Source organism: Brevibacillus sp. SIMBA_040 (genome assembly GCF_046535075.1).
Taxonomy (GTDB): Bacteria; Bacillota; Bacilli; order Brevibacillales; family Brevibacillaceae; genus Brevibacillus.
The window spans coordinates 306181-326272 of the sequence record NZ_JAWRXI010000002.1; the positions used below are offsets into that span (position 1 = coordinate 306181).

Here is a 20092-nt window from a genome sequence, read left to right on the forward strand (position 1 = left end):
GCAACAACCTATAGGCCGTTAGTGTTTCTCATCCGATTTTTTGAAGTGGCTGTTTTCCCAGATCTCGTTTTGCTACTGCATTTTCAAATACTTTTAGATAGCCTTGTGCTGTAGCGTACCAGGAAAACTGTCTGGCTCGCATCAGTGCCTGTTTTCCCATTTCCGTGCGAATATGGGGGGCGCTCCATAATAACTCCCAGATGATTGGCAGCTCTTTGCTCCATTCTTTAGGAGGAATTAAGAAGCCGCTTCCCTGATGGGTCACTACCTCCTTGATCCCGCCACGAGGGGTAGAAATAACGGGCTTACCTGATGCCATGGCTTCTAGATTCACTCGGCAAAAAGCTTCTTTCCAAACCGAAGGAGTCGCAACGATATCCCCGATCTGGTAGTAGAGTGGCATTTTTGCGCTGGGGACAAAATTGACGAACTTTACTTTGTCACCAAGTGGCTTAGCCAGCTGCTTCAGCTCTTTTACGTAAGGGTTTAACCGATTGCTTCCATATCCCGTACCACCGACGATGACCAGGCGAGCCAATGGGTCTTTTTCGCTTACCTGTCGGAAAGCTTTTAAAAGAACATGCACCCCTTTTCCGCGCATCAGTCTCCCCGCGTAAAAGAGAACTCGATCCTCTGCCTTGAGACCGATTTGCTTGCGCAGTTTTTTAATCGAATAGTGCAGCTTAGCGACCTGATACGGAGAGACATCGACCCCGAGATGAACCGCATGGATTTTGTGTGCAGGAATACGGCTTGTTTTCATAAAATGCTGCCGCAAAAATTCGCTGTTAGTGAAAAAGCCTGACGCCTGACGCACAACCTTTTTCATCTTTTCCTTGCTAATAATCGCGGTAGAACCATATACATGTGAATGCATGTTGACGAACACAGGGATTTTTGGAAAATGACGCTTGAGTGTAAGCACATAAGTCGGTCTGTTCTCCACAAGAATGACATCTGGTTTGTGCTTGCGAATATGCTTGATAATTTTTTGCAAATACGGTGTCGGACCATTATACGCATATCGAATAAATTCGCGATTTTCTTCCACAGAGGACTTTGGATAGGTGGCGCATTTGCGGGTATAGATCGTCACCTGATGCTCGGGATCAATCATTTTGGTCACTTCGTCAATATCGTGCTCCACCGAGCTGCCTTTGACGGGTGGCACCGAGAATGGCCCGGGACTAATTATGGCGATGTTCATTCCGCTCGATCTCCCACTCCTTTTTCAGGGAAAGGACCACCTGATACAGGTATTGCATTTCTTTTTTCTGACTCTCCTCCGCATCCTTCCACTTCTTCTCCCATTCTGCGACTGTTTCTTTTAAGGAAGCAACTTCCTGCTCCAAATTTTGCAGCTCTTCACTTGTCGCTACATCCGTCTCGCGCATGATGATCTCGAAGGAAGGCTCTAGCACCAATTCCGCTTTTGAATCGGGAGCTGCTTCCAGCTTGGCTTCTCCTTCCTGTACGGTTACCTTTATCTCTGCTTCTGGTGGCTTCTCTACTGGCTTCACTATGGAAATACGCTCTACAGCTTCATCGACAACATAAGTACCAGAGAAGACACCAGGTGTTACCCAGTGAGGTAAATCCCCTTTTTTTCTTTTTTCCACAAGACATTCCCCTCCTGCAACTTGAATCTACGTAATATGGTATGACAGTCGCGGAAAATGGGTACGTGTACGTGCATAGCAGCAGGTACAAAAAAACCGCCTTGATTGTCATCAATCAAAGCGGTTGCCGATAATCTTTTGCACTAGATTGTCTACGGAAATTGAGGCTGTACAGGCGCGCCTGCTCTACACTGGTGATTTGCTGCTTTTGCCACTCCAGCAAGATCCGGTCAATATAGCGTATGTGCAGCTTTCCTACAGTTGCGGCTTCTCGGAGTGCAGTCAAAATCAGCTCCTCCTGATAACCGTCCTGCTCCGTCCACATATGAATACTCTCCAGCTCAAACGGTGACAGTGGACGACCAAATGCTTGTTCAAAGCGTGAATAAATGGCCACTGGCTCCGCCTCGAGAGATGCAGCTGTTTCCAGATAAGGCTCCAAAAGCGGTTCTACTGCACGCGTATCTGTTTGCTGTTCACGCCACGTCTGGTACAGCTTTCGATACAACGGAGTCAAATTGTATTGCTCATGTCGCATCCCTGATTGCGGATCAATAAATTCATCAATGCTTAACCAGTCTTCTTTTAGCAGCTTTTGCAGCGACTGAATCAGTCTCATGCTAGACATGGACATGCGCTCCTCCAGCTCTGTCAGGGTAGGAAAACGATTCCCTTCCTGTTGAAAGGAGAGCAGTTGGATGAGCAGCATCATTTCATCATCAGCCAACGACATCCGTTTGTACATTTTGAGTAGTAGATTTGATACGGATGTTGCACCTTCTTGCAACAATCGCAAAATATGGGAATCCATAAAGCATGTTCACCTCTGAGTTGGAATGGCTAGGATGTATGATAGTCGCGCTGTACACACAATAGCAACACCCTGCTGCCCTATAGCAACAGGGTGTTTCGGTTACAAAATCTCTACGGATAGAGACGGTTCAGCATGCGTGGGAACGGAATGGTTTCACGAACGTGATCCAATCCACAAATCCAGGCAATCGTGCGCTCCAGACCCAAACCAAAGCCGGAATGCGGAACTGTACCGTATTTGCGAAGATCCAGATACCAGCGATAAGCGTCTTCGGATAGCTCATGCTCTGCAAAGCGCTTTTCCAAAAGCTCTGGATCGTCAATCCGTTGGCTGCCACCGATGATTTCGCCGTATCCTTCCGGTGCGATCATGTCGGCACACAACACCACTTCCGGACGCTCAGGATGTGGCTTCATGTAAAATGCCTTGATCTCGGTCGGATAATGCGTGATGAAAACAGGCTTGTCATAATGCTCAGCGATCATCGTCTCATCTGGTGCACCGAAGTCATCGCCCCACTTGATCTCGCTGCCTTTTTCCTGTAGCAGCTTGATTGCATCATCATATGTAATGCGCGGGAACGATCCTGTTACATTTTGCAGTTTGGTTGTATCGCGCTCTAATGTTTTCAGCTCACGCTCACAGTTTTTCAGAACGGACTGCACAACATGAGATACAAATGCTTCCTGGATGCGGAGGTTTTCTTCGTGATCGACGAAAGCCATCTCCGGCTCAATCATCCAGAATTCAATCAAATGGCGGCGAGTTTTGGATTTTTCCGCGCGAAAAGTTGGTCCAAAAGAATACACCCGGCCAAGTGCCATTGCTGCCGCTTCCATGTAAAGCTGACCAGACTGAGACAAATATGCGTCTTCATCAAAATATTTGGTGTGGAACAGATTCGTCGTTCCTTCCGCAGAGGTTGGAGTCAGAATCGGTGGGTCCACTTTGTAGAATCCGTTCTCTTGGAAAAACTCGTACATGGCACGAATGATTTCAGAGCGAACAGCCATAACAGCTCGTTGACGCGGGGAACGCAGCCACAGATGACGATGGTCCATCAAGAAATCAACGCCATGTTCTTTCAACGAAATCGGATATTCCTGAGCGATCTGAATAATTTCCACTCCGGTTACAGTGAGTTCAAATCCGCTTGGCGCACGATCATCGGCACGAACTACACCTGTTATGTATAAAGAACTTTCTTGTGTTAATTGGGATGCTTTCTCCCAAACATCCTCAGCTACTTCTGCCTTCACTACTACCCCTTGAATGAAGCCGGAGCCATCCCGTAGTTGCAGAAATTGAATCTTACCGCTGCTGCGCTTATTATATAGCCAGCAACCCATACGTACTTCTTGTCCAACATGCTGCCCAACCTGGGCAATCGTCGTCAACATCGGATATTCCCTCCATTTACCATGCCACACAAATACAGACTAAGGATACAGAGCAATTATACTATTGGGTTGGCGCAAATTCAATGAAAGTCTCGTCATATACAGTTTACCATAATATAATTATGTTGCCTTAAAAAGATAAATAAGGGAGCCCATCGCTTATTAGGAAAAGCTCCCTTTATCAAGGCCCGTCTAAAGACTCATATTCTTCTTGCTTCCACGCAAACATTTAGGAGTGATTTTCATCCTCTGAGGCAAGCCCTTGATCGTCTTCCTCTAGATAGGATTCATCTTGATCTTCATCATGGATTTCCAATTCGAGATCCATCTCATCCTGGTCATCCTGATCCACTTCCCATTCTTCCTCAATGACATTGTCCAAGAGCGTTTCCTCTACTTCCGTTCCCTTTTCACCGATGGCAATCCACTGGAGGACTCCTGCGCTTTCTTGATCACCTTCTGAGCGGGTTACAGTAATGATGGCCGAGGTACGCTTCGTATATTTTAACGAGGTATAAAAGCCTGCTTGATTCGTCATCGCTACTATGCAGTAATGCGTATCCGCATAGGGCTGCGGTAATCTGACTGTGACATCTGTTGACTGTGTGTTGGCAGCCATCCGAAACGGTATAAAACCAAACTGCTGGAGTGTCACTCCCAAATGGCTGGTCGTTTCCACTGGCTGAAATGATAGCTTTTGCGGAGTAACTGAGTTGTCTGTGATATGGTTTTGTCCGATAGAACCAGGTGCTATCTTGGCCCCGTTTACCGCTCCGTTGGCAATTTTATCCTCGGTAATGACACCTGATCCGAGATGCTGAGATTCCACACTGTTTTCAGCCAAATGCTCGGATGTGATCGAGCCTTCTTTGAGATGAATTCCTGTCAGTGTTCCTTTTACTACATGCTCGCCTTTCACCGATTGCATATCCAGCTTGGTGGCATCGATGCTTTGCTCTGCAATTTTATCGCGGGTGACACTGCCCTCTTGCAGCTTCTCCTTGGAAATGGATTTAGGCTGAATATGTTCATTTTGCACAGACTGACTGGCAAGATGCGTGGACGTTACCGCTTTGTCTGCAATTTTATCGCTCGTGACAGATGCTTTTCCCAAATGTCTTGTTTTGACCGCTTCTGTGGCCATTTTTGGGGCTGTAATAACGGAATCAGCCAGCTTGTTAGTCGTGACACTCAGCTCAGTAATTTTGTCTGTTGAAACCGATTCTGGTGCCAGCTTGGAGGTCGTGACGACATGGTCTGAGAGATGCAGTGTTTGAACAGCGTATTCAAGAATATGATTACTACCGATGAGCCGCTCGGTCAGATGCTGATCCTCAATCGATCGTTTGGCTATTTTTTCAGCGCGGACTGCACCATTTGCCAAATGCTTCGCTCCTACACTCTCCTCCGCAAGCTGATGCTCGCCTACACTGCGATTTGCAAGCTTTTCTATCGTAACGCCCTTGTCTGCCAATTTGTCCGTTGTGACCTGTTGATTGCCAATTTTCTTCGTCGTGATAGATCCATCCTGCATGTGGCTAGTCAAGATGCTGGATGCCTGAAGATGCACACTGCCAATCGATTCTTTTGCTACCTTTTCTGCGGTTACGCTCGAATGATCCAAGTGTTCCGTCAATATCGCATACGGACTGATCTTATCGCTGGTGACCGCTTCTGGATGCAGATGTTGACTATAGATTGTTTGAAAAGCAATATGCTGATCTGTCACACTGCCAGGACTCAAATTGTTGCTGTCGATGACTTGCTCAGCCAAATGATGATGAAAAATGGCTCCTTCTCGGATGTGCCGGGACTCGATCGCATCCTCATCAATTTTTGGTGCGGTTACCGCTCCGTCGCGAAGTTTGTCATTCGTGACAGCTCCATCTTCGATTTTGACCGCGTTAATCGAATAGTTGGCGAGGTTTCTTGTCAGGATGCTTCCCATTTTTATTTTATCTGATGTAATCGACTGATCCTGTATTAAATCACTTGTAATCGCCTGATCCTGGATATGCTTGCTCTGGATTGCTCCATCGGCAAATTTCATCGAGTCAATCATTTTGTCCGCAAGCTTTTCGGATGTAATGCTATTATTGATTAGTTTTTGGCCAGAGATCGAATGATCCTGTATCATATCACTCGTAATTACATTTCTGCCTAAATGCTCGCCGTGAATGGAATGGGGTGCGATTTTGTTGGACGTTACACTCCTGTCAGCCAGCTTGCTGCTATCCACTGCATAATCCTTCAACAGGACGCTATCGATCGTTCCCGGTTTGATTTTGGAGGAATCAATGGCACGATTTGCGATTTTTTCAGTTGTTACGGATTGATCCGTCAAATCATCGGTGTATACAAATGATTGAACTCGATCATCATTGCGCTCTTTAATTACTTTCGAGTACGTCGTCTGGTTGGAGGAAACGCTTTGCTTAGGGATTTTTTGCAGAGGTGGGTAATGCTGTGCCCCCTTCCCTGCATATGAGCTCGATTGTTGTAAATTGCCCGAATCCGATTCTAATAGCTCCGTTTCCAAATCATGCATCCATTCTACTTCGGGAGGTGATTGCCTCAACGGAATTTCAGCCGGGGTCTGCCTGATGGTTTTTCCAAGGTTTTTGTTTAACTTACGTCGGTTCACATTCGCCATAGAGTCTCCTTGCCTCCTGATGTCTTTCCCGTATCATTTTGTAGGATATTCATCTGTATAGGCGTTTGGCACCGTCATAGGAAAAATGTTTAGCGGACAACGCAAAAAAACCGCAAGCCAGCGCTTTCGCACCAGCATGCAGTTTACTTGATAAACACTATTAGACAGCTACTTCTTCTTTTTTCTCTTGCTTTAGCAATGTGCGGAACTCATCACCTTGCAGGACTTCTGCCTCCATCAGCGTGTGCAGACCAGTCTGGAATACGGAGTCAAACTGTCTGAGCAGGGTACGCGTCTGTTCCAGCATATTATCTAGCAGTCGTTCTACCTCATCGTGAATGCGCGTTTTGTCTACGTATTGCAGATGGACAATCCCCAGACGGGACATCCCGCTTTGTACAATCTCTTGGGCCATACCCAGCGCTTGCTCAAAATCGTTTTTGGAGCCTGTACTGCGACCACCATAGTAAATCTCTTCGGCGACCGCTCCACCCAGACAAACCATGATTTGTTTTTCCATCGCTTCCTTGGTGTACAAGTAACGGTCTTCCATCGGATTTTGGCGAACATATCCGAGTGCTTTGCCACGAGGACTGAGTGTTACCTGCGATACAGAACCAGGACGAACCATTTCACTAGCGATGGCATGACCCAGCTCATGCAAAGCTACACGCTTCTTCTCTTCCTCGGACGCTTCCCGGTCTACCTTTTCACCGAGCATGACCTTGTCGACGGCATACGCAAAATGCTTCGCTTCGATCTTCTCACAAGCATCCCGCATCGCATAAATCGCGGCTTCATTGGCTACGCTCTCCAGCTGGGCGCCAGAGAATCCGAATGTCTCCTGTGCTACTTTTTCCAAGGTAACATCGGAGCCAAGTGGCTTGTTGGCTGTGTGAATCGTCAAAATCTGTTCACGTGCCGGCTTATCAGGCAAATCGACAATGATGTGTCGGTCAAAACGACCCGGGCGAAGCAGCGCAGCATCCAGCATATCTTTGCGGTTAGTAGCTGCCATTACAAGGACTCGCGGCTTGTCACTCGTTGCCACTCCATCCATCTCGGTCAACAGCTGGTTTAACGTTTGATCGTATTCCCGCTGCTGCTGACCATCCCGTTTTCCGCCGATTACGTCAATCTCATCAATAAAAATAATCGCACTATCCTGATTGTTTTTTTCTGCCATGGTTTTCGCTTCTTTAAACAGCTCACGCACACGTTGTGCCCCAACCCCTACGTACATCTCCACGAACTGCGATCCGGACGCTGCTACAAAAGCTGAATTCGTGTAATTCGCTGCTGCCTTTGCCATCAACGTCTTTCCTGTACCTGGGGGCCCTGTCAAAAGCACACCTTTTATAGGGCGAATGCCATACTGCGCAATTTTATCTTTATAGACGAGAAAATCGAGCGCTTCTTTTAACTCCTTTTTCGCGCGCTCTTGACCACCGATGTCAGCAAACTGTACATTCGACTTGGGAATCTCGTGTTTGTTTTGCTTTCGTTTCCCCCCGAGTGCGACGTTGCCGCCCCGGCCTCCCTGTTGACGTATAACCATGAAGTAAATAGCTCCTAGCACCAAGGCAAAGAGCAGGAAGGGAGTAATGTTCACACCTAGAAACATCAAGAAAATCAGGATTCCGGGAACGACACCGATCAGTAATTCTTTACCCACGAGCCGTCACCTCTTTTTCCTTGGAACGGGGTACGATCGTATAAAAATCCTCCGTTCCTTTTTTCATGTAAACATAAATATTGGCATCATCCATCAAGGCAGTTGCTTCATCCAGCTTGTTATCCGCTTTCCATTCCGACACCATTTGCGGGATACGGCTGTATTGGTGCAAATCAATCGCTTCTGTAAACAAAAACTGTCCATTTTTCCAAATGTCGTCCATCGCTTGTGATTGGTTCACCACGCGAATCTCTACTTCTTTATCACCAGCAAGCTTGGATGTATTCGCTACCAGCTCACGATATTCTTGTGGAAAATTTTCTGGTTTTGTAACCTTCAAATCTATCTCAATCTTGTCTTTACCTATATTCAATTGACCCAGCGTGGCTGAATGAATCTGGCCTACCTCTGTACGGATCGGTTCTTCGATCTCCATCTTTTGATACAAGAACCATCCACCGAACAGGAGTACCAGTGTCGCCAGCAAGGACAAGCCAATCGCACTTTTTTTCAACTGCACAGCTACTCCCCCTATGTCATGTTTTCTCGTTCTTGTTTCTCTCTCTTCAACGAAACCAGTATATCATATGAGTATATCAATTTATTATACAGTTATTGGCTCAAATGCCAAACAGACCTCTTTCCACTAGGGAAAAGGTCTGTTCATAGCCACGATTATTAGGTTGGAGATAGCGTGTAAGCTGTAATCAGAGCCCCGCTAAAAAGATCGTAATGAAGGTAATGAAATCGTCCATCCTGAGCTTTGAGGGTTACTTCCCAAAACCGCTTCTCAGCGTCCAATCCGGGAACGATATGTCTGATTTCAGCATTAGGGAAGTTCTTTTGCACAGCTGCCTCCACATTTTTCCTAGGCACTGCCCGTTCCATACTATCAAAAGCTGCCGTTTTATCTGTCAGCCAAGCGACAACTGAAGTACCTGCTTTATTTTTTCCCAATACAACGGCATAGCTTTCTTTGCCACGATACTCATCTATGGATTCAATCTCGGTGATCGTGGTTCGATCTTGGACCCATTGACGAACAACCTCATCAAAAGCTTGTCTTTCCCCCGCAACAGAGGAAGTCAAATGGTACGCAAATCCCGCTCCTGTAAGCAGGATGACAGCGATTACTCCCACAACAATTCTTACAAACACTGCTAAATTACTCCTTTATTTGCTTGACCTTATAATCGGAAACGGAGCTGTTGTTGCTTTACTCCCGTTGCCGTCTGCATGCTTAGTTCAAGCTCCAGCTGCCGAATTTGCTGGGATTCGGAATCATACCAGAGCTGATAATCAACGCCAATTCCTTTCGCTACATCTGCCGGCAAATCGTTCATGGGGAAAGACGCTCCAAGCCACATCGAAAGCAGCGAGGTCACCTCATGTGCAGGTACAGACAAACGATATCCATGCAAGCCTTGCCCACCTGGGTCTTGAATGCTTTTTGCCTGCACCGATTGCAATACCCCTTTGATCAAGGTTGCATGCTCATACGGCGTGAAAAGAGCATACGGCAGTGATGCATCATTTTGAATCTGTCCATCAATTTGAATAGCGATTCGTTGCTGCGCATCTCGTGACACCTCAAATTTGTGTCCGCCAACTTCTCCATTCAGCTCAAAACGTTCATGCTGATATCGCCCATTTAAAGCACTGTCCTGCATATAAACAATGAAAGAACGCTCCTCATCTTGTGTCAATTGATCCAAGAGCTTTGACAATGCCACAGGATTGCGATCTCCCTCTATTGCCTGATCAGACGATGCTAATGTATCTGTCCCCATTTTGTTGCCGAGCGCCCCGAGTGTAATCCCGATGAGGAATAGCCCACTAAAAATAGGAATGAGCCACCACATCTGTTTGGGCCTTATATACATACCGTTCCCCCTGTCCCATTTTTGTCTCTAGCCTATGCTATACGGGAAGGTTTTAGAACGGCACGGAAAACTTGCTAATCATAGCATGGTGGTGGTCGGTCATACTACCTATACACCCCGAGGAGGTGAGCGCGTGAAATGGTCGCAACAAACCCCCTCTCCTGACATACTAGGGTTTCTGTTACAGGAATACCGCGTCTCCTGGGCAGGTTTGTCCTCACCACTGCGTCGATTGTCGCACACACCCACACTACATTTTCGCCATCATTCCCTGACAGAGCTCTGGCGAAAATGAGCGAACGACCCGAGTATTACCCAAATTCCCCTACCTACACCTTTTCTTCTCTTACTCCTGTCCACACCTGACAGGAGCCTTTTTACCGTTTCAACGATTGGAAAACGCGATTTGCTTCGTAAATGGCACGTTCTTCATCAATCGTCAACAGCTTATGGTTACGCATGAGGAACTTACCGGCTACAATCGTATCTTTTACATCTCGTCCATTGGCAGCGTATACCACATGTGAAATTGGTTCATGAGCTGGATGGAAATGGGCTTGGTGACTATCGAGAACGATGATGTCTGCCTGCTTGCCCACTTCGAGCGAGCCGAGTGTATCAGCCTGGAACACGCCATCTGCACCATAACGGGTAGCCATGCGCAGAGCTTCTTCGGCTGGCACTGCTACGGGATCGTTGTTCACGCCTTTATGCAGAATCGCAGCCAGCTTCAATTCTTCAAACAAATTGAGGTTGTTATTGCTGGCAGAGCTGTCTGTCCCCAAGGAAACACTTACGCCCTTTGCCAGCATTTTTGGTACAGGAGCAACCCCACTCGCCAGCTTCAGATTACTGACAACGTTATGGGAAACCTTCACGTTATATTTTGCCAAGATGTCGATCTCTTCATCCGTCAAATGTACGGCATGCGCAACCAGGGTCGGACGTGCAAACATACCCAGCTTTTCCAGATGAGCAACTGGTCGCAGGCCGTAATCTTTTTCATTTTGTCCTACTTCCCACGCCGTTTCTGACATATGAATGTGGAGAGGCAGGGACAACTCGTCTGCCTTTTCGATAATTTGGGTGATGAATTCTGGAGAGCATGTGTACGGCGCATGCGGTGCCATCATGACGGTGATACGACCATCTGCCTGGTTATGCCATTCCTTCGCAAACAAGGTAGCATCCTTCAGCTTGGTTTGACGCTCTTCTTCGGAGCAGAGACCAATCATACCTCGACACAGCCGCGCACGCATACCAGATGCTTCTACGGCCTTTGCCACCTCGTCCATATGATCATACATATCGACGAATGTAGTGGTACCTGTACGAATCATCTCAATCAGAGACAGTTGAGTGCCCCATTTAACCGAGTTGCCAGTAAATTGAGCTTCCAATGGCCACATTTTGTCCTCCAGCCATTGCTGCAACGGGAGATCATCCGCATAACCGCGTAGCAAGGACATACCTGCGTGTCCGTGCGTATTAATCAGACCTGGCAGGATGAAGTCTCCTTTTTGGTCGATGACTTCATCGTAGCCAGCGTCAGACAGATCTTCTGGAGTCGGTCCTACATAAGTAATCTTGTTGCCTTCAAAAGCTACAGCACCATCATGGATGACTTCGTTTTGGTCATTTGCTGTGATGACGGTTGCGTGAATGAGGATCGTTTTTTTCATGAGTACACTCCGTTCTCTACGTTAAATAATAGGCCAAGCTTTGCAGATTGGAAGTCACATCTGCGTAGTGGATTCTTACATCCTTGGGTGCTCGGATCGTCGTCGGTGCAAAATTCAGGATGCCTTTGATCCCCGCTTGAGTCAACAGATCACATACGGATTGCGCAGCTGGCGCCGGAACAGTAATAATCGCCAGCTTGATTTGCTTTGTAGCAATGGTTTTTGCCAGCTCATCCAACGGTTGAATAGATAGGCCTGCGAGTTCATTCCCTACTTTTTTGGGATTGCTGTCAAAAATAGCCGCAATCCGCATGTTATCTTTCAAATAAGCGTTATAGTTGCTGATGGCGTGTCCCAAATTTCCGGCCCCTACGAGCGCAACTCTGATTTCATCGGTCAATTTCAGTATTTGCCGGATCTTCTCCACCAAGTAATTTACATCATAGCCAATACCTTTTTTCCCGAAATCACCAAATGTAGCCAGGTCTTTTCGGATTTGGGCGGGATTTACATCGAGATTCCTGCCCATTTGCTGGGAAGAAACGGTTGTCACCTCGACTTGCTGTAAATAACTGAGGTAACGCAGATAAATCGGCAGGCGGCGGACGACCGCTTCCGAAATCTTTTCGTGTTTCGCCACGTTCGGTCTTCCCCCTTACTTCTTTTGCTTCAAAATACGGTAATCTTTCCCATTTGATAAAATCGTGATTGTTCCTGCATCACTTGTAATGTAAGTTTCTGCCCATGATTCCCCCAAACGCTCAAGAACCTCCGTTTGGCCATCCTTCATTTTATCGCGCGGTTTCCCAGTTTGAATGATGGCAACCTGTGGATCGACAGCAGTGAGAAAAGGCTGAGAGGTTCCTTGGTTGCTACCCTCGTCTCCGACCTTGAGCACTTCTGCCTTGAGCTGGCCTGCATATCGCTCAAGCAAGCGTTCTTCCGCCTTTTCATTTACACCACTGGTAAACAAAAAATGCAAATTGCCGTGCACAAGTCGGAAAACGAGTGAATTGTTTTGGGGTGATAAAAACAAAGGTTCATCTGGAAGCAATACGTTCATGGATACTTCTTTATCGAGGGTAACAATCTGCCCCGCTTCTACCGCCAGCTGCCCTACGCCAGAACGAAAGGGGGTTACACGCTGAATCGTTTCTTTCACCAGTTTGGGTAAAATGACGTTCTCCACCAAAATTTGCTTGGATAAAAGCGAGTAACCCCCTACATGCTCCGGCTGATCATTCGTCAACACCAAATAATCCAGCCGCGTCAGCTTTTGCTCTGCCAAATACTCCGACAAAACAGGCCAATCCTCGGCAGTTCCGGTATCGATCAGCATGGTTTTACCATAAGGTAATCGCACTAATGTGCTCTCTCCATGCGGCAATGCCCAATACGAGATCACGAGGCCGGAAAAATCCTGTTCGCTTTCGCTTTCATATGGGTCCTCTACTTTTACCGCTTCTTGCAAATGGTTGTCAATCGAACAGCCAGCGAGAAGTATTACGCCAAAAACGAGCAACCAGCGCCACTCTTTTTTCCATAACATTTATTTTATCACCTAAATCTCTGCTAGACTATTGCTTCATTTTATGAATCTGGCAGGGATTGCATACTAAGGAATGGTTCTATTCGCTCACGAAGAGTCGGCCACGGTCCACTTTCGGTCTGATACGGCGGCAAAGATTGCAGAAACGATCGGCCATAACGCGATTCTACGACGCGCGTATCAAAAACAACAACGACACCGCGATCCAGATGATGACGAATCAATCGCCCAACCCCTTGCTTGAACAAAATGACTGCTTGTGGCAATGCCATGGACATAAATGCGTTTTTCCCCTCTGCCTTCAACAGGTCGGCACGTCCTTGATAGACCGGGTGATTAGGCGGTGTAAACGGCAAGCGCACAATGACCAGGCTGCTGAGTGATTCACCAGGGATGTCAACCCCCTCCCAAAAACTGCTCGTCCCCAAGAGTACACTTCGGTCCATGCTCTGAAAGAGGCGAACGAGCTTGCTGCGGTTGTTGCTGTCAATGCCGTGTCCAAACAGTGTATAGGCTTCCGGCGCGTCCGCCAGTCTTTCTTTTAGCGCCATGTACACGATCCGCAGCATAGAGTGAGACGTAAACAGGATGAGTGTCCTTCCCTTCGTTGCGACCACAACATCCAAACAGCCCTGAATGATTGCCTCCAGGTAGGATTGATCATTCTCTTTGCCCGGAGCCGGAAAATCAGCGGGTATGAGCAAAAGTCCTTGCTCATCGTACGCAAATGGAGATGGCAGAGAGAGTGTTCTCACGCGTTCCTCAGGCAGCTGATCTAATCCAAAGCGACTTTTGACATACGAAAAGCTGTTTTTTACCGTCAACGTGGCAGAGGTCAGAATCAAACTATGCTTTTGAGCAAATAATGGTTGAGCGAGTGAATCAGCAACCTTGAGGAGTGCCGCAGACAGATGAACCTGTTTGCGAGCCACGCGGGACTCTACCTCCATCCAGTACACGTATTCTGGGTCATGCTCCTGCAAAAAGAAATGCAGGTGCTCCATCACTTTTTGCCATTCGTTAGCCAAACCTTGTAAATCCGTGCGGAGGCTGCGAACAGCAAAAGTCGGCTTCTCGTCTGTAGGAACAGCCCGAAGCAGTTCGTCCAGATGACTGGCAAAAGAACTCATGGCTTCAATCAGTTTTTTGGTGTTCTTGCGGATTTTTTCATGCTTGCCCGAAAAAGACTCGATGCGATAGCGAACTGTTTCTCGCCCTGCATCCGTTGTCTCCTCCGCTCGATCAGATGCCCATGCATACAAATGCTGCGTCCACTGCTGTGCTTTGTCGCGAAGCGTTGGTAACAGCTTTTTCAACTCCGTCATTTGCCCTGTTACAGCATCACTGATGGATGGCAGCCAGCTCTGCAATTCCTCCGCATAGCGTGGCACAACACCGCCATCGTCTAATGAAGCCCGATCCAGCAGAAAGAGAAGCTGGGTCGTCGTAAATTGCTTGCCCAAATGCTGGGTTGCCGCTTCCTCCAAATGATGGGCCTCGTCGATGACAGCAACCTCGTAAGGTGGCAGTATCCGGTTTTCTGCTTGCAGGTCGCTTATGAGAAGTGCATGGTTGACGATGAGTACATCAGCATCGCGCGAGCGTTCCTTTGCCTGGAAGTAGTAGCAACGACTAAACCAAGGACATGCTCGATTAAGACAAGAGCCGGTATCACTTTTCACCTGCTGCCAAAATAATTGGCCTGTAGGTGGCATACTAAGCTCCTCAACATCCCCCGTGCTCGTTTGCGTCAGCCATGTCAGCATTTGGCCTTTAACAAGACGAAGCTCCTGGCTGCTTCCCTCTACTGGCTCGTCTAATGCCTGCTCCAGCTTGCGCAGACAGAGGTAGTTCCCGCGTCCTTTTAACGTAGAAGCGGAGAACGAAAACGGCAAAGACTGCTGCAGCGTGGCTATTTCTTTATGAAGAAGCTGTTCTTGCAATTGTATGGTATTTGTACTGATGATCAGTTGCTGCTGATTGTCTTTTGCCCAAATGATCCCCGGCAACAAATACGCAAGCGACTTGCCCGTGCCGGTACCTGCCTCCACCAATAGATGCGAGCCTTCCTGCATCGCTTCAAATACTGCGTGCATCATGGCTTCCTGAGCATCCCGACGTTGGTAGCCTGGTACATGCGTTTGCATACTCCCCTGATCACCGACTACCTCATCCAGTCTCTCCACGAAAGCTTTTTGCTCCACCATGGCAAAATCAGGGCGCTGAAAGGAAGCCGTAAGCTTTTCTGGACGCTTTTTCAGGGCCAACTGGCGGTAAATATCCCACATGTCAGACTCTGCATTTTCGTTTGGGTTAGCGGATTCGTCTAGCTCAGGCACCGAAGCCAGCTTTTCCATTTCCATTTGGCGTAAAAGCACTTCAATGTCTGAGCGAAAGGATGTTACAAGCATTTGCAAGCGTTGGATCGTAACCAACGGCATATGCTCCAAAATATCTAACAAATGCAGATAGAGCTGCGCTGTTGCCATCGCGTCACTATCCGCCTGATGTGGGTTATCATGCTCGATCTCCAATTCGGAGGCCAATTCCCCTAGCCGATAGCTGTTTTGCATCGGTAAAAGGATGCGTGACAGCTCTACTGTATCCAGTACATAGCCATCAAACGCGTAATAGCCCTGGCTCAGCAGGGCTTCTTGCAAAAATTGGAGATCAAAGCTGGCATTGTGTGCAACAAAGGTGCGGCCATCTAACATGCGCAAGAAGCGAGGAAACACTTCCTCCAATGAAGGCGCGTCTGCCACCATCTCGTCTGTAATTCCTGTTAATTGAGTAATGAATGATGGGATAGCCTGTCCGGGGTTAATCATGGTGGAGAAGCTGTCTGTAATCTGACCATCATCAATCGCTACCGCTCCGATTTGAATGATGCTGTCTCCCTGACGCGGATGGCTACCCGTTGTTTCGAAATCTACTACCAGTAATCGTTTCAAACGTCTGTCACCTCGTAACCTGGGCGGATACTGTTATCCGCACCCTTTCACATTCGTCAGTGAAAGGGTTTTTCCTGCTCCCATCATACATTTATGGCTGCAAAAGCCGATTGGCAGATTCCTCTTCCCCCTGCTCGCCCAATTTAATGGCACATAATTGGAGGTAGATCGGGATCTCACGGAACTGATTACTATGTGGAAGAGTCCGTTGAAAATACTGCTCCGCCAAGCGCCAGTTTTCTTCTAACAGTGCGAGTCGCCCCAGATGGAAGTAGCCCAGAGAGCGAATGTATGACTGTTCATCCAGAGTGAACTTCTTGGCTAGTCTTTTCGCCTCCTGCAGATCGCCCATTTTTTCGTATGCCGATATCATTCCTGACTGCCCCAAGCGATTGTCCCTATCTTTCTCAAGAATGCTGCGAAACGCATGGACTGCTTCGTCGAGCTTCCCGTCAAACAACAGCATCCACCCATAGCTAAACGTAAAATCGTCATTAGTCGGAGATAAGCTGATGGCTTTTTTCACAAGTGTCAAAGCTCGCTTCGTTCCTGCAATCAACCAGGTGTTCCATGCTAAGCCGTGCCACGTCCACCCTTCTTTAGGCAAACGCTCCGCTAAAAAGTGATAGCATACCTGCGCGCGATGATAATTTCCTACCGATTCGTATAAGGACGCCATTTCCTGCAGGGTATCGCTATCCAAATCACGCGTAGGAAGGCGCAGCGATTCGGGTGGGACTAGTTCGACATCCTCATCCATCCTTTGAAGCAGTTGTGCAGCACGCAGCCAGAGCATTTGCGCTTCCCAGTCATGCTCATTCTTCACCAAATACGCTTCAATCTCATCCAATGCTTCTTGCGCATCGCCATCCATTAGGAAACAGAGCGCCAAATTATACTTGGCCTCGAATTGATCATCCTTGATTTCAAGAGATGCCTTGAAGGCTTGAGCAGCCTCAAGCCATTGTTCTTCTTCTGCCAGAATACACCCCATCGCATTATAGCTAATTGCCATTACGGCAGGAGAGCTGGCCGATTTGCTCAAAAGGCGAAACTCCCGAAAGGCAGTCTCAGGCTCCTCGCAAAACAATAAACTGTACCCGTAATACAAACGACCGATTTCCCAATCGGGTGACTCGCCTACAAGCTCCGAAAAGCATTTCTTTGCGTCTTGATACATTCTCAGATGATAGAAGCCCTCGCCCTTGCGAAACAACGGCTCATACCCATTCAAATCGCTCTGTGTCTTTTCAGTCGCGCTTTTAGTGGCTAGTTGCTGTTTTTGCGCAGTTCCCTTTGCTGAGGAAACAGCAGCTTCCCCAGATGCCTCCGCTGTCATTTCTGACTTGTCTTTTTGCTGTTCGGGCAATTGCCCCTCATATTGTTTGATGGTACGAATTGCATTGGACAAGCGTTCTTCAAATTGTAACCAAAGATCTACGACTGTATCGCTGACTTGGCGCAAATGAAACAGCTGATCTGCCATTTGATGCCGTTCCTGATCGGAGGCATCTGACCACTTTTCTTCAATGATTTCAGCCTTTCGGCGCAGTGTTTGGAACCAATCTTCTATTTTCACGCAAAAGCCACCCCCTATGAGGCGTGAGTACTCTCATTGTCTCACAAGGCAGGTGGCTCTATGCAACAGCAGCTAATTGGGATTTACAAAATGGTCGCGTGTATTTCTTCTGCGATCAGTTCCTTAATTTGATTCTTCTCATCCATAATGGCAACCCGAGGCTTGTACGTACGAGCTTCTTCATCAGACATCATCGCATACGCTATGATGATGACGATGTCCCCCTCCTGTACCAGGCGAGCAGCTGCACCATTCAGGCAGATGACGCCACTGCCTGGTGCTCCTTCGATAACGTAGGTTTCAAGGCGTGCACCATTGTTATTGTTTACGATTTGGACCTTTTCGTTTGGCAAAATATCCAATGCATCCAAAAGATTCTTGTCGATCGTAATGCTTCCGACATAATTGAGATTTGCTTCCGTCACGGTAGCGCGATGGATTTTCGCTTTCATCATTGTGCGCAGCACAGGTAGTTCCTCCCCTTGGTTATCGTGGTTGACTTCACTTCTTACCGGATTTGCGTAATCAGATTATCGATCAGGCGTGTTTTCCCAAAATATACAGCCAGTGCAATAATAATGCCTTGTCCTGCTGCTTCTTTTTTGATTGGCGCCAAATCAGGGAAGCCCAAGACTTCTACGTAGTCAATTTTTGCTAGCGACATTTCATTTATTTTTTGTACGACACGTTCTTTAATCTCGCCCAATGCGACGCCTTCATCCAGCCACTCATTTGCTTGCTTCAAGCTCGCCGATAGCACAAGCGCTTGTGCTCTCTCATCCGGTGACAAGTATACATTGCGGGAGCTCATAGCAAGACCGTCCGCCTCGCGAATAATCGGACAAGGCACAATCTGGATCGGCATAGACAAATCCGCTACCATCTGGGTAATAACCGCTACCTGTTGGGCGTCTTTTTGTCCGAAGAAAGCATAATCAGGCTGGACGATCTGAAATAATTTGGTGACAACGGTCGCTACACCATCAAAATGACCGGGACGGGAAGCCCCGCACAATGGTGCCGTGACATTGGCAACGGAAACATTGGTCAATATCGGGCGTGGATACATCTCGCTCACAACTGGAGTAAACAATAAATCCACTCCAGCTGCGCTTGCCATCTCAGAGTCCCGCTCGATATTTCTTGGATACCGCTCAAAATCCTCATTCGGACCAAACTGCAACGGATTCACGAAAATACTCATCACGACCAAGTCGCACATCTCTCTGGCTGCCTTGACCAAACTGATGTGGCCCTCGTGCAAAAATCCCATGGTAGGTACGATCCCAATTCGTTTTCCTTGACGTTTTGCTTCATTTATATGAATGCGCATTTCGGCAATGGTTGATATTTGTTCCATCGTTTTAATCATTTTTGACCAACACCTTCCCCGTAAAGCTGTTTAATCGTGTCCTCCGATGCGTGAAATACATGCTCGGCAGCTGGGAATCTCCTCGCTTCTACTTCTTTGACGTACGAAGCAACGGCGTCACGTATCGTTTCTCCAACCTCGGCATAACGCTTGACGAATTTGGGTGCCAGCTGAGAAGCATACCCGACCAAATCATGGAACACGAGGACTTGTCCATCACATTGCGCACCAGCGCCGATACCAATGACAGCAATCTCCAGTTTGGAAGCGATCATCGCTGTTACCTCTTCTGGTACACATTCCAGCACGATCGCAAATGCACCTGCTTCTTGAAGCATCAGTGCTTCCTCAAGCATTTTTTGCGCTGCTTCTATGCTTCTTCCCTGTACCTTGTATCCGCCAAGCTGATGAACTGCTTGCGGTGTGAGTCCAATATGAGCGACAACAGGTATTCCAGCCTGAACACAGCGCGTGATGATCGGTGCGAGTTCACTGCCACCTTCCATTTTCACAGCCTTGGCCAATCCTTCCTGCATCAATCGTCCCGCATTTTTGACAGCCTCGGCGAGCGTGCCATGATAGCTCAAAAAAGGCAGGTCTGCTACGACAAATGCCCGTTTTGCCCCTCTCGTCACCGCTTTTGTATGATGGACCATGTCTTCCATGGTGACCGGAAGTGTCGAGTCATACCCAAGCACAACCATGCCAAGCGAATCTCCGACCAGAATCATGTCCACTCCCGCTTCGTCTACAAGCTTTGCCGAAGGATAATCATAAGCAGTCATCATTGTGATCGGCGTGCCAGTCTCTTTTTTCTTGCGGATGTCTGCGGTTGTTACCTGTTTCATTGCGTTTGCCATTTTCATTTCTCCCCGTACGCACCTAGCCTGTGGATCGTATGGAAAAATAAAACCT

General features: G+C 47.7%; 17 protein-coding genes. All 17 read right to left on the reverse strand.

What is annotated here, in order from left to right:
• Positions 1-28: 28 nt before the first annotated feature.
• Positions 29-1207 (reverse strand): glycosyltransferase family 4 protein, encoded by a 1179-nt coding sequence (locus tag SB752_RS04415; RefSeq protein ID WP_410714517.1) that lies wholly within the window; start codon positions 1205-1207, stop codon positions 29-31.
• A complete protein-coding gene (locus tag SB752_RS04420) occupies positions 1188-1619 on the reverse strand; it encodes a hypothetical protein (RefSeq protein ID WP_410714518.1) in 432 nt (143 codons plus the stop codon). Before SB752_RS04420 ends, SB752_RS04415 begins: the two co-directional genes overlap by 20 nt.
• 115 nt (positions 1620-1734) lie before the next feature.
• Positions 1735-2430, reverse strand: a complete 696-nt coding sequence (locus SB752_RS04425; RefSeq protein ID WP_410714519.1) for a DnaD domain-containing protein — start codon at positions 2428-2430, stop codon at positions 1735-1737.
• 113 nt (positions 2431-2543) lie between these two features.
• Entirely contained in the window at positions 2544-3833 is a 1290-nt protein-coding gene (asnS, locus tag SB752_RS04430) for an asparagine--tRNA ligase (RefSeq protein ID WP_103105201.1), read from the reverse strand.
• Positions 3834-4062: 229 nt separating this feature from the next.
• Entirely contained in the window at positions 4063-6486 is a 2424-nt protein-coding gene (locus tag SB752_RS04435; RefSeq protein ID WP_410714520.1) for a WIAG-tail domain, read from the reverse strand.
• A gap of 160 nt (positions 6487-6646) precedes the next feature.
• Positions 6647-8161: an AAA family ATPase gene (locus SB752_RS04440; RefSeq protein ID WP_410714521.1), complete on the reverse strand. Its 1515-nt coding sequence runs from the start codon at positions 8159-8161 to the stop codon at positions 6647-6649.
• Positions 8154-8681 carry a hypothetical protein gene (locus SB752_RS04445; protein WP_410714522.1) on the reverse strand — a complete coding sequence of 176 codons (528 nt, stop codon included), beginning with the start codon at positions 8679-8681 and terminating at the stop codon, positions 8154-8156. The genes SB752_RS04440 and SB752_RS04445 overlap by 8 nt, the downstream gene beginning before the upstream one ends.
• A gap of 158 nt (positions 8682-8839) precedes the next feature.
• Positions 8840-9319, reverse strand: coding sequence for a cell wall elongation regulator TseB-like domain-containing protein (locus SB752_RS04450; RefSeq protein ID WP_410714523.1), 480 nt, complete (start codon positions 9317-9319; stop codon positions 8840-8842).
• Positions 9320-9348: 29 nt separating this feature from the next.
• On the reverse strand, positions 9349-10044 hold the full coding sequence (locus SB752_RS04455) for a hypothetical protein (RefSeq protein WP_410714524.1): 696 nt from the start codon (positions 10042-10044) through the stop codon (positions 9349-9351).
• Between the two features lie 377 nt (positions 10045-10421).
• A complete protein-coding gene (locus SB752_RS04460) occupies positions 10422-11726 on the reverse strand; it encodes an amidohydrolase (RefSeq protein WP_103105207.1) in 1305 nt (434 codons plus the stop codon).
• Positions 11727-11742: 16 nt separating this feature from the next.
• Positions 11743-12366, reverse strand: coding sequence for a redox-sensing transcriptional repressor Rex (locus tag SB752_RS04465; RefSeq protein ID WP_410714525.1), 624 nt, complete (start codon positions 12364-12366; stop codon positions 11743-11745).
• A 15-nt stretch (positions 12367-12381) separates the two neighbouring features.
• Entirely contained in the window at positions 12382-13275 is an 894-nt protein-coding gene (locus SB752_RS04470) for a ComEC/Rec2 family competence protein (RefSeq protein ID WP_410714526.1), read from the reverse strand.
• Positions 13276-13316: 41 nt separating this feature from the next.
• Positions 13317-16226 carry an ATP-dependent DNA helicase DinG gene (gene dinG / locus SB752_RS04475; RefSeq protein ID WP_410714527.1) on the reverse strand — a complete coding sequence of 970 codons (2910 nt, stop codon included), beginning with the start codon at positions 16224-16226 and terminating at the stop codon, positions 13317-13319.
• A gap of 91 nt (positions 16227-16317) precedes the next feature.
• A complete protein-coding gene (locus tag SB752_RS04480; RefSeq protein WP_410714528.1) occupies positions 16318-17805 on the reverse strand; it encodes a tetratricopeptide repeat protein in 1488 nt (495 codons plus the stop codon).
• Positions 17806-17888: 83 nt separating this feature from the next.
• Positions 17889-18272, reverse strand: coding sequence for an aspartate 1-decarboxylase (gene panD / locus SB752_RS04485; RefSeq protein WP_312108556.1), 384 nt, complete (start codon positions 18270-18272; stop codon positions 17889-17891).
• 41 nt (positions 18273-18313) lie between these two features.
• Positions 18314-19177, reverse strand: a complete 864-nt coding sequence (gene panC, locus SB752_RS04490) for a pantoate--beta-alanine ligase (RefSeq protein WP_410714529.1) — start codon at positions 19175-19177, stop codon at positions 18314-18316.
• The gene (gene panB / locus SB752_RS04495) at positions 19174-20037 is read right to left on the reverse strand and encodes a 3-methyl-2-oxobutanoate hydroxymethyltransferase (protein WP_410714530.1); all 864 of its coding nucleotides are present in this window, start codon (positions 20035-20037) and stop codon (positions 19174-19176) included. Before panB ends, panC begins: the two co-directional genes overlap by 4 nt.
• Positions 20038-20092 lie beyond the last annotated feature (55 nt).

Bases quoted from the DNA above. Each gene is read 5' to 3' on its own strand.
- SB752_RS04415 (WP_410714517.1), bottom strand. From the start codon at position 1,207: ATGAACATCGCCATAATTAGTCCCGGGCCATTCTCGGTGCCACCCGTC.
- SB752_RS04425 (WP_410714519.1), bottom strand. From the start codon at position 2,430: ATGGATTCCCATATTTTGCGATTGTTGCAAGAAGGTGCAACATCCGTA.
- asnS (WP_103105201.1), bottom strand. From the start codon at position 3,833: ATGTTGACGACGATTGCCCAGGTTGGGCAGCATGTTGGACAAGAAGTA.
- SB752_RS04435 (WP_410714520.1), bottom strand. From the start codon at position 6,486: ATGGCGAATGTGAACCGACGTAAGTTAAACAAAAACCTTGGAAAAACC.
- SB752_RS04455 (WP_410714524.1), bottom strand. From the start codon at position 10,044: ATGTATATAAGGCCCAAACAGATGTGGTGGCTCATTCCTATTTTTAGT.
- SB752_RS04460 (WP_103105207.1), bottom strand. From the start codon at position 11,726: ATGAAAAAAACGATCCTCATTCACGCAACCGTCATCACAGCAAATGAC.
- SB752_RS04470 (WP_410714526.1), bottom strand. From the start codon at position 13,275: ATGTTATGGAAAAAAGAGTGGCGCTGGTTGCTCGTTTTTGGCGTAATA.
- panC (WP_410714529.1), bottom strand. From the start codon at position 19,177: ATGATTAAAACGATGGAACAAATATCAACCATTGCCGAAATGCGCATT.
- panB (WP_410714530.1), bottom strand. From the start codon at position 20,037: ATGGCAAACGCAATGAAACAGGTAACAACCGCAGACATCCGCAAGAAA.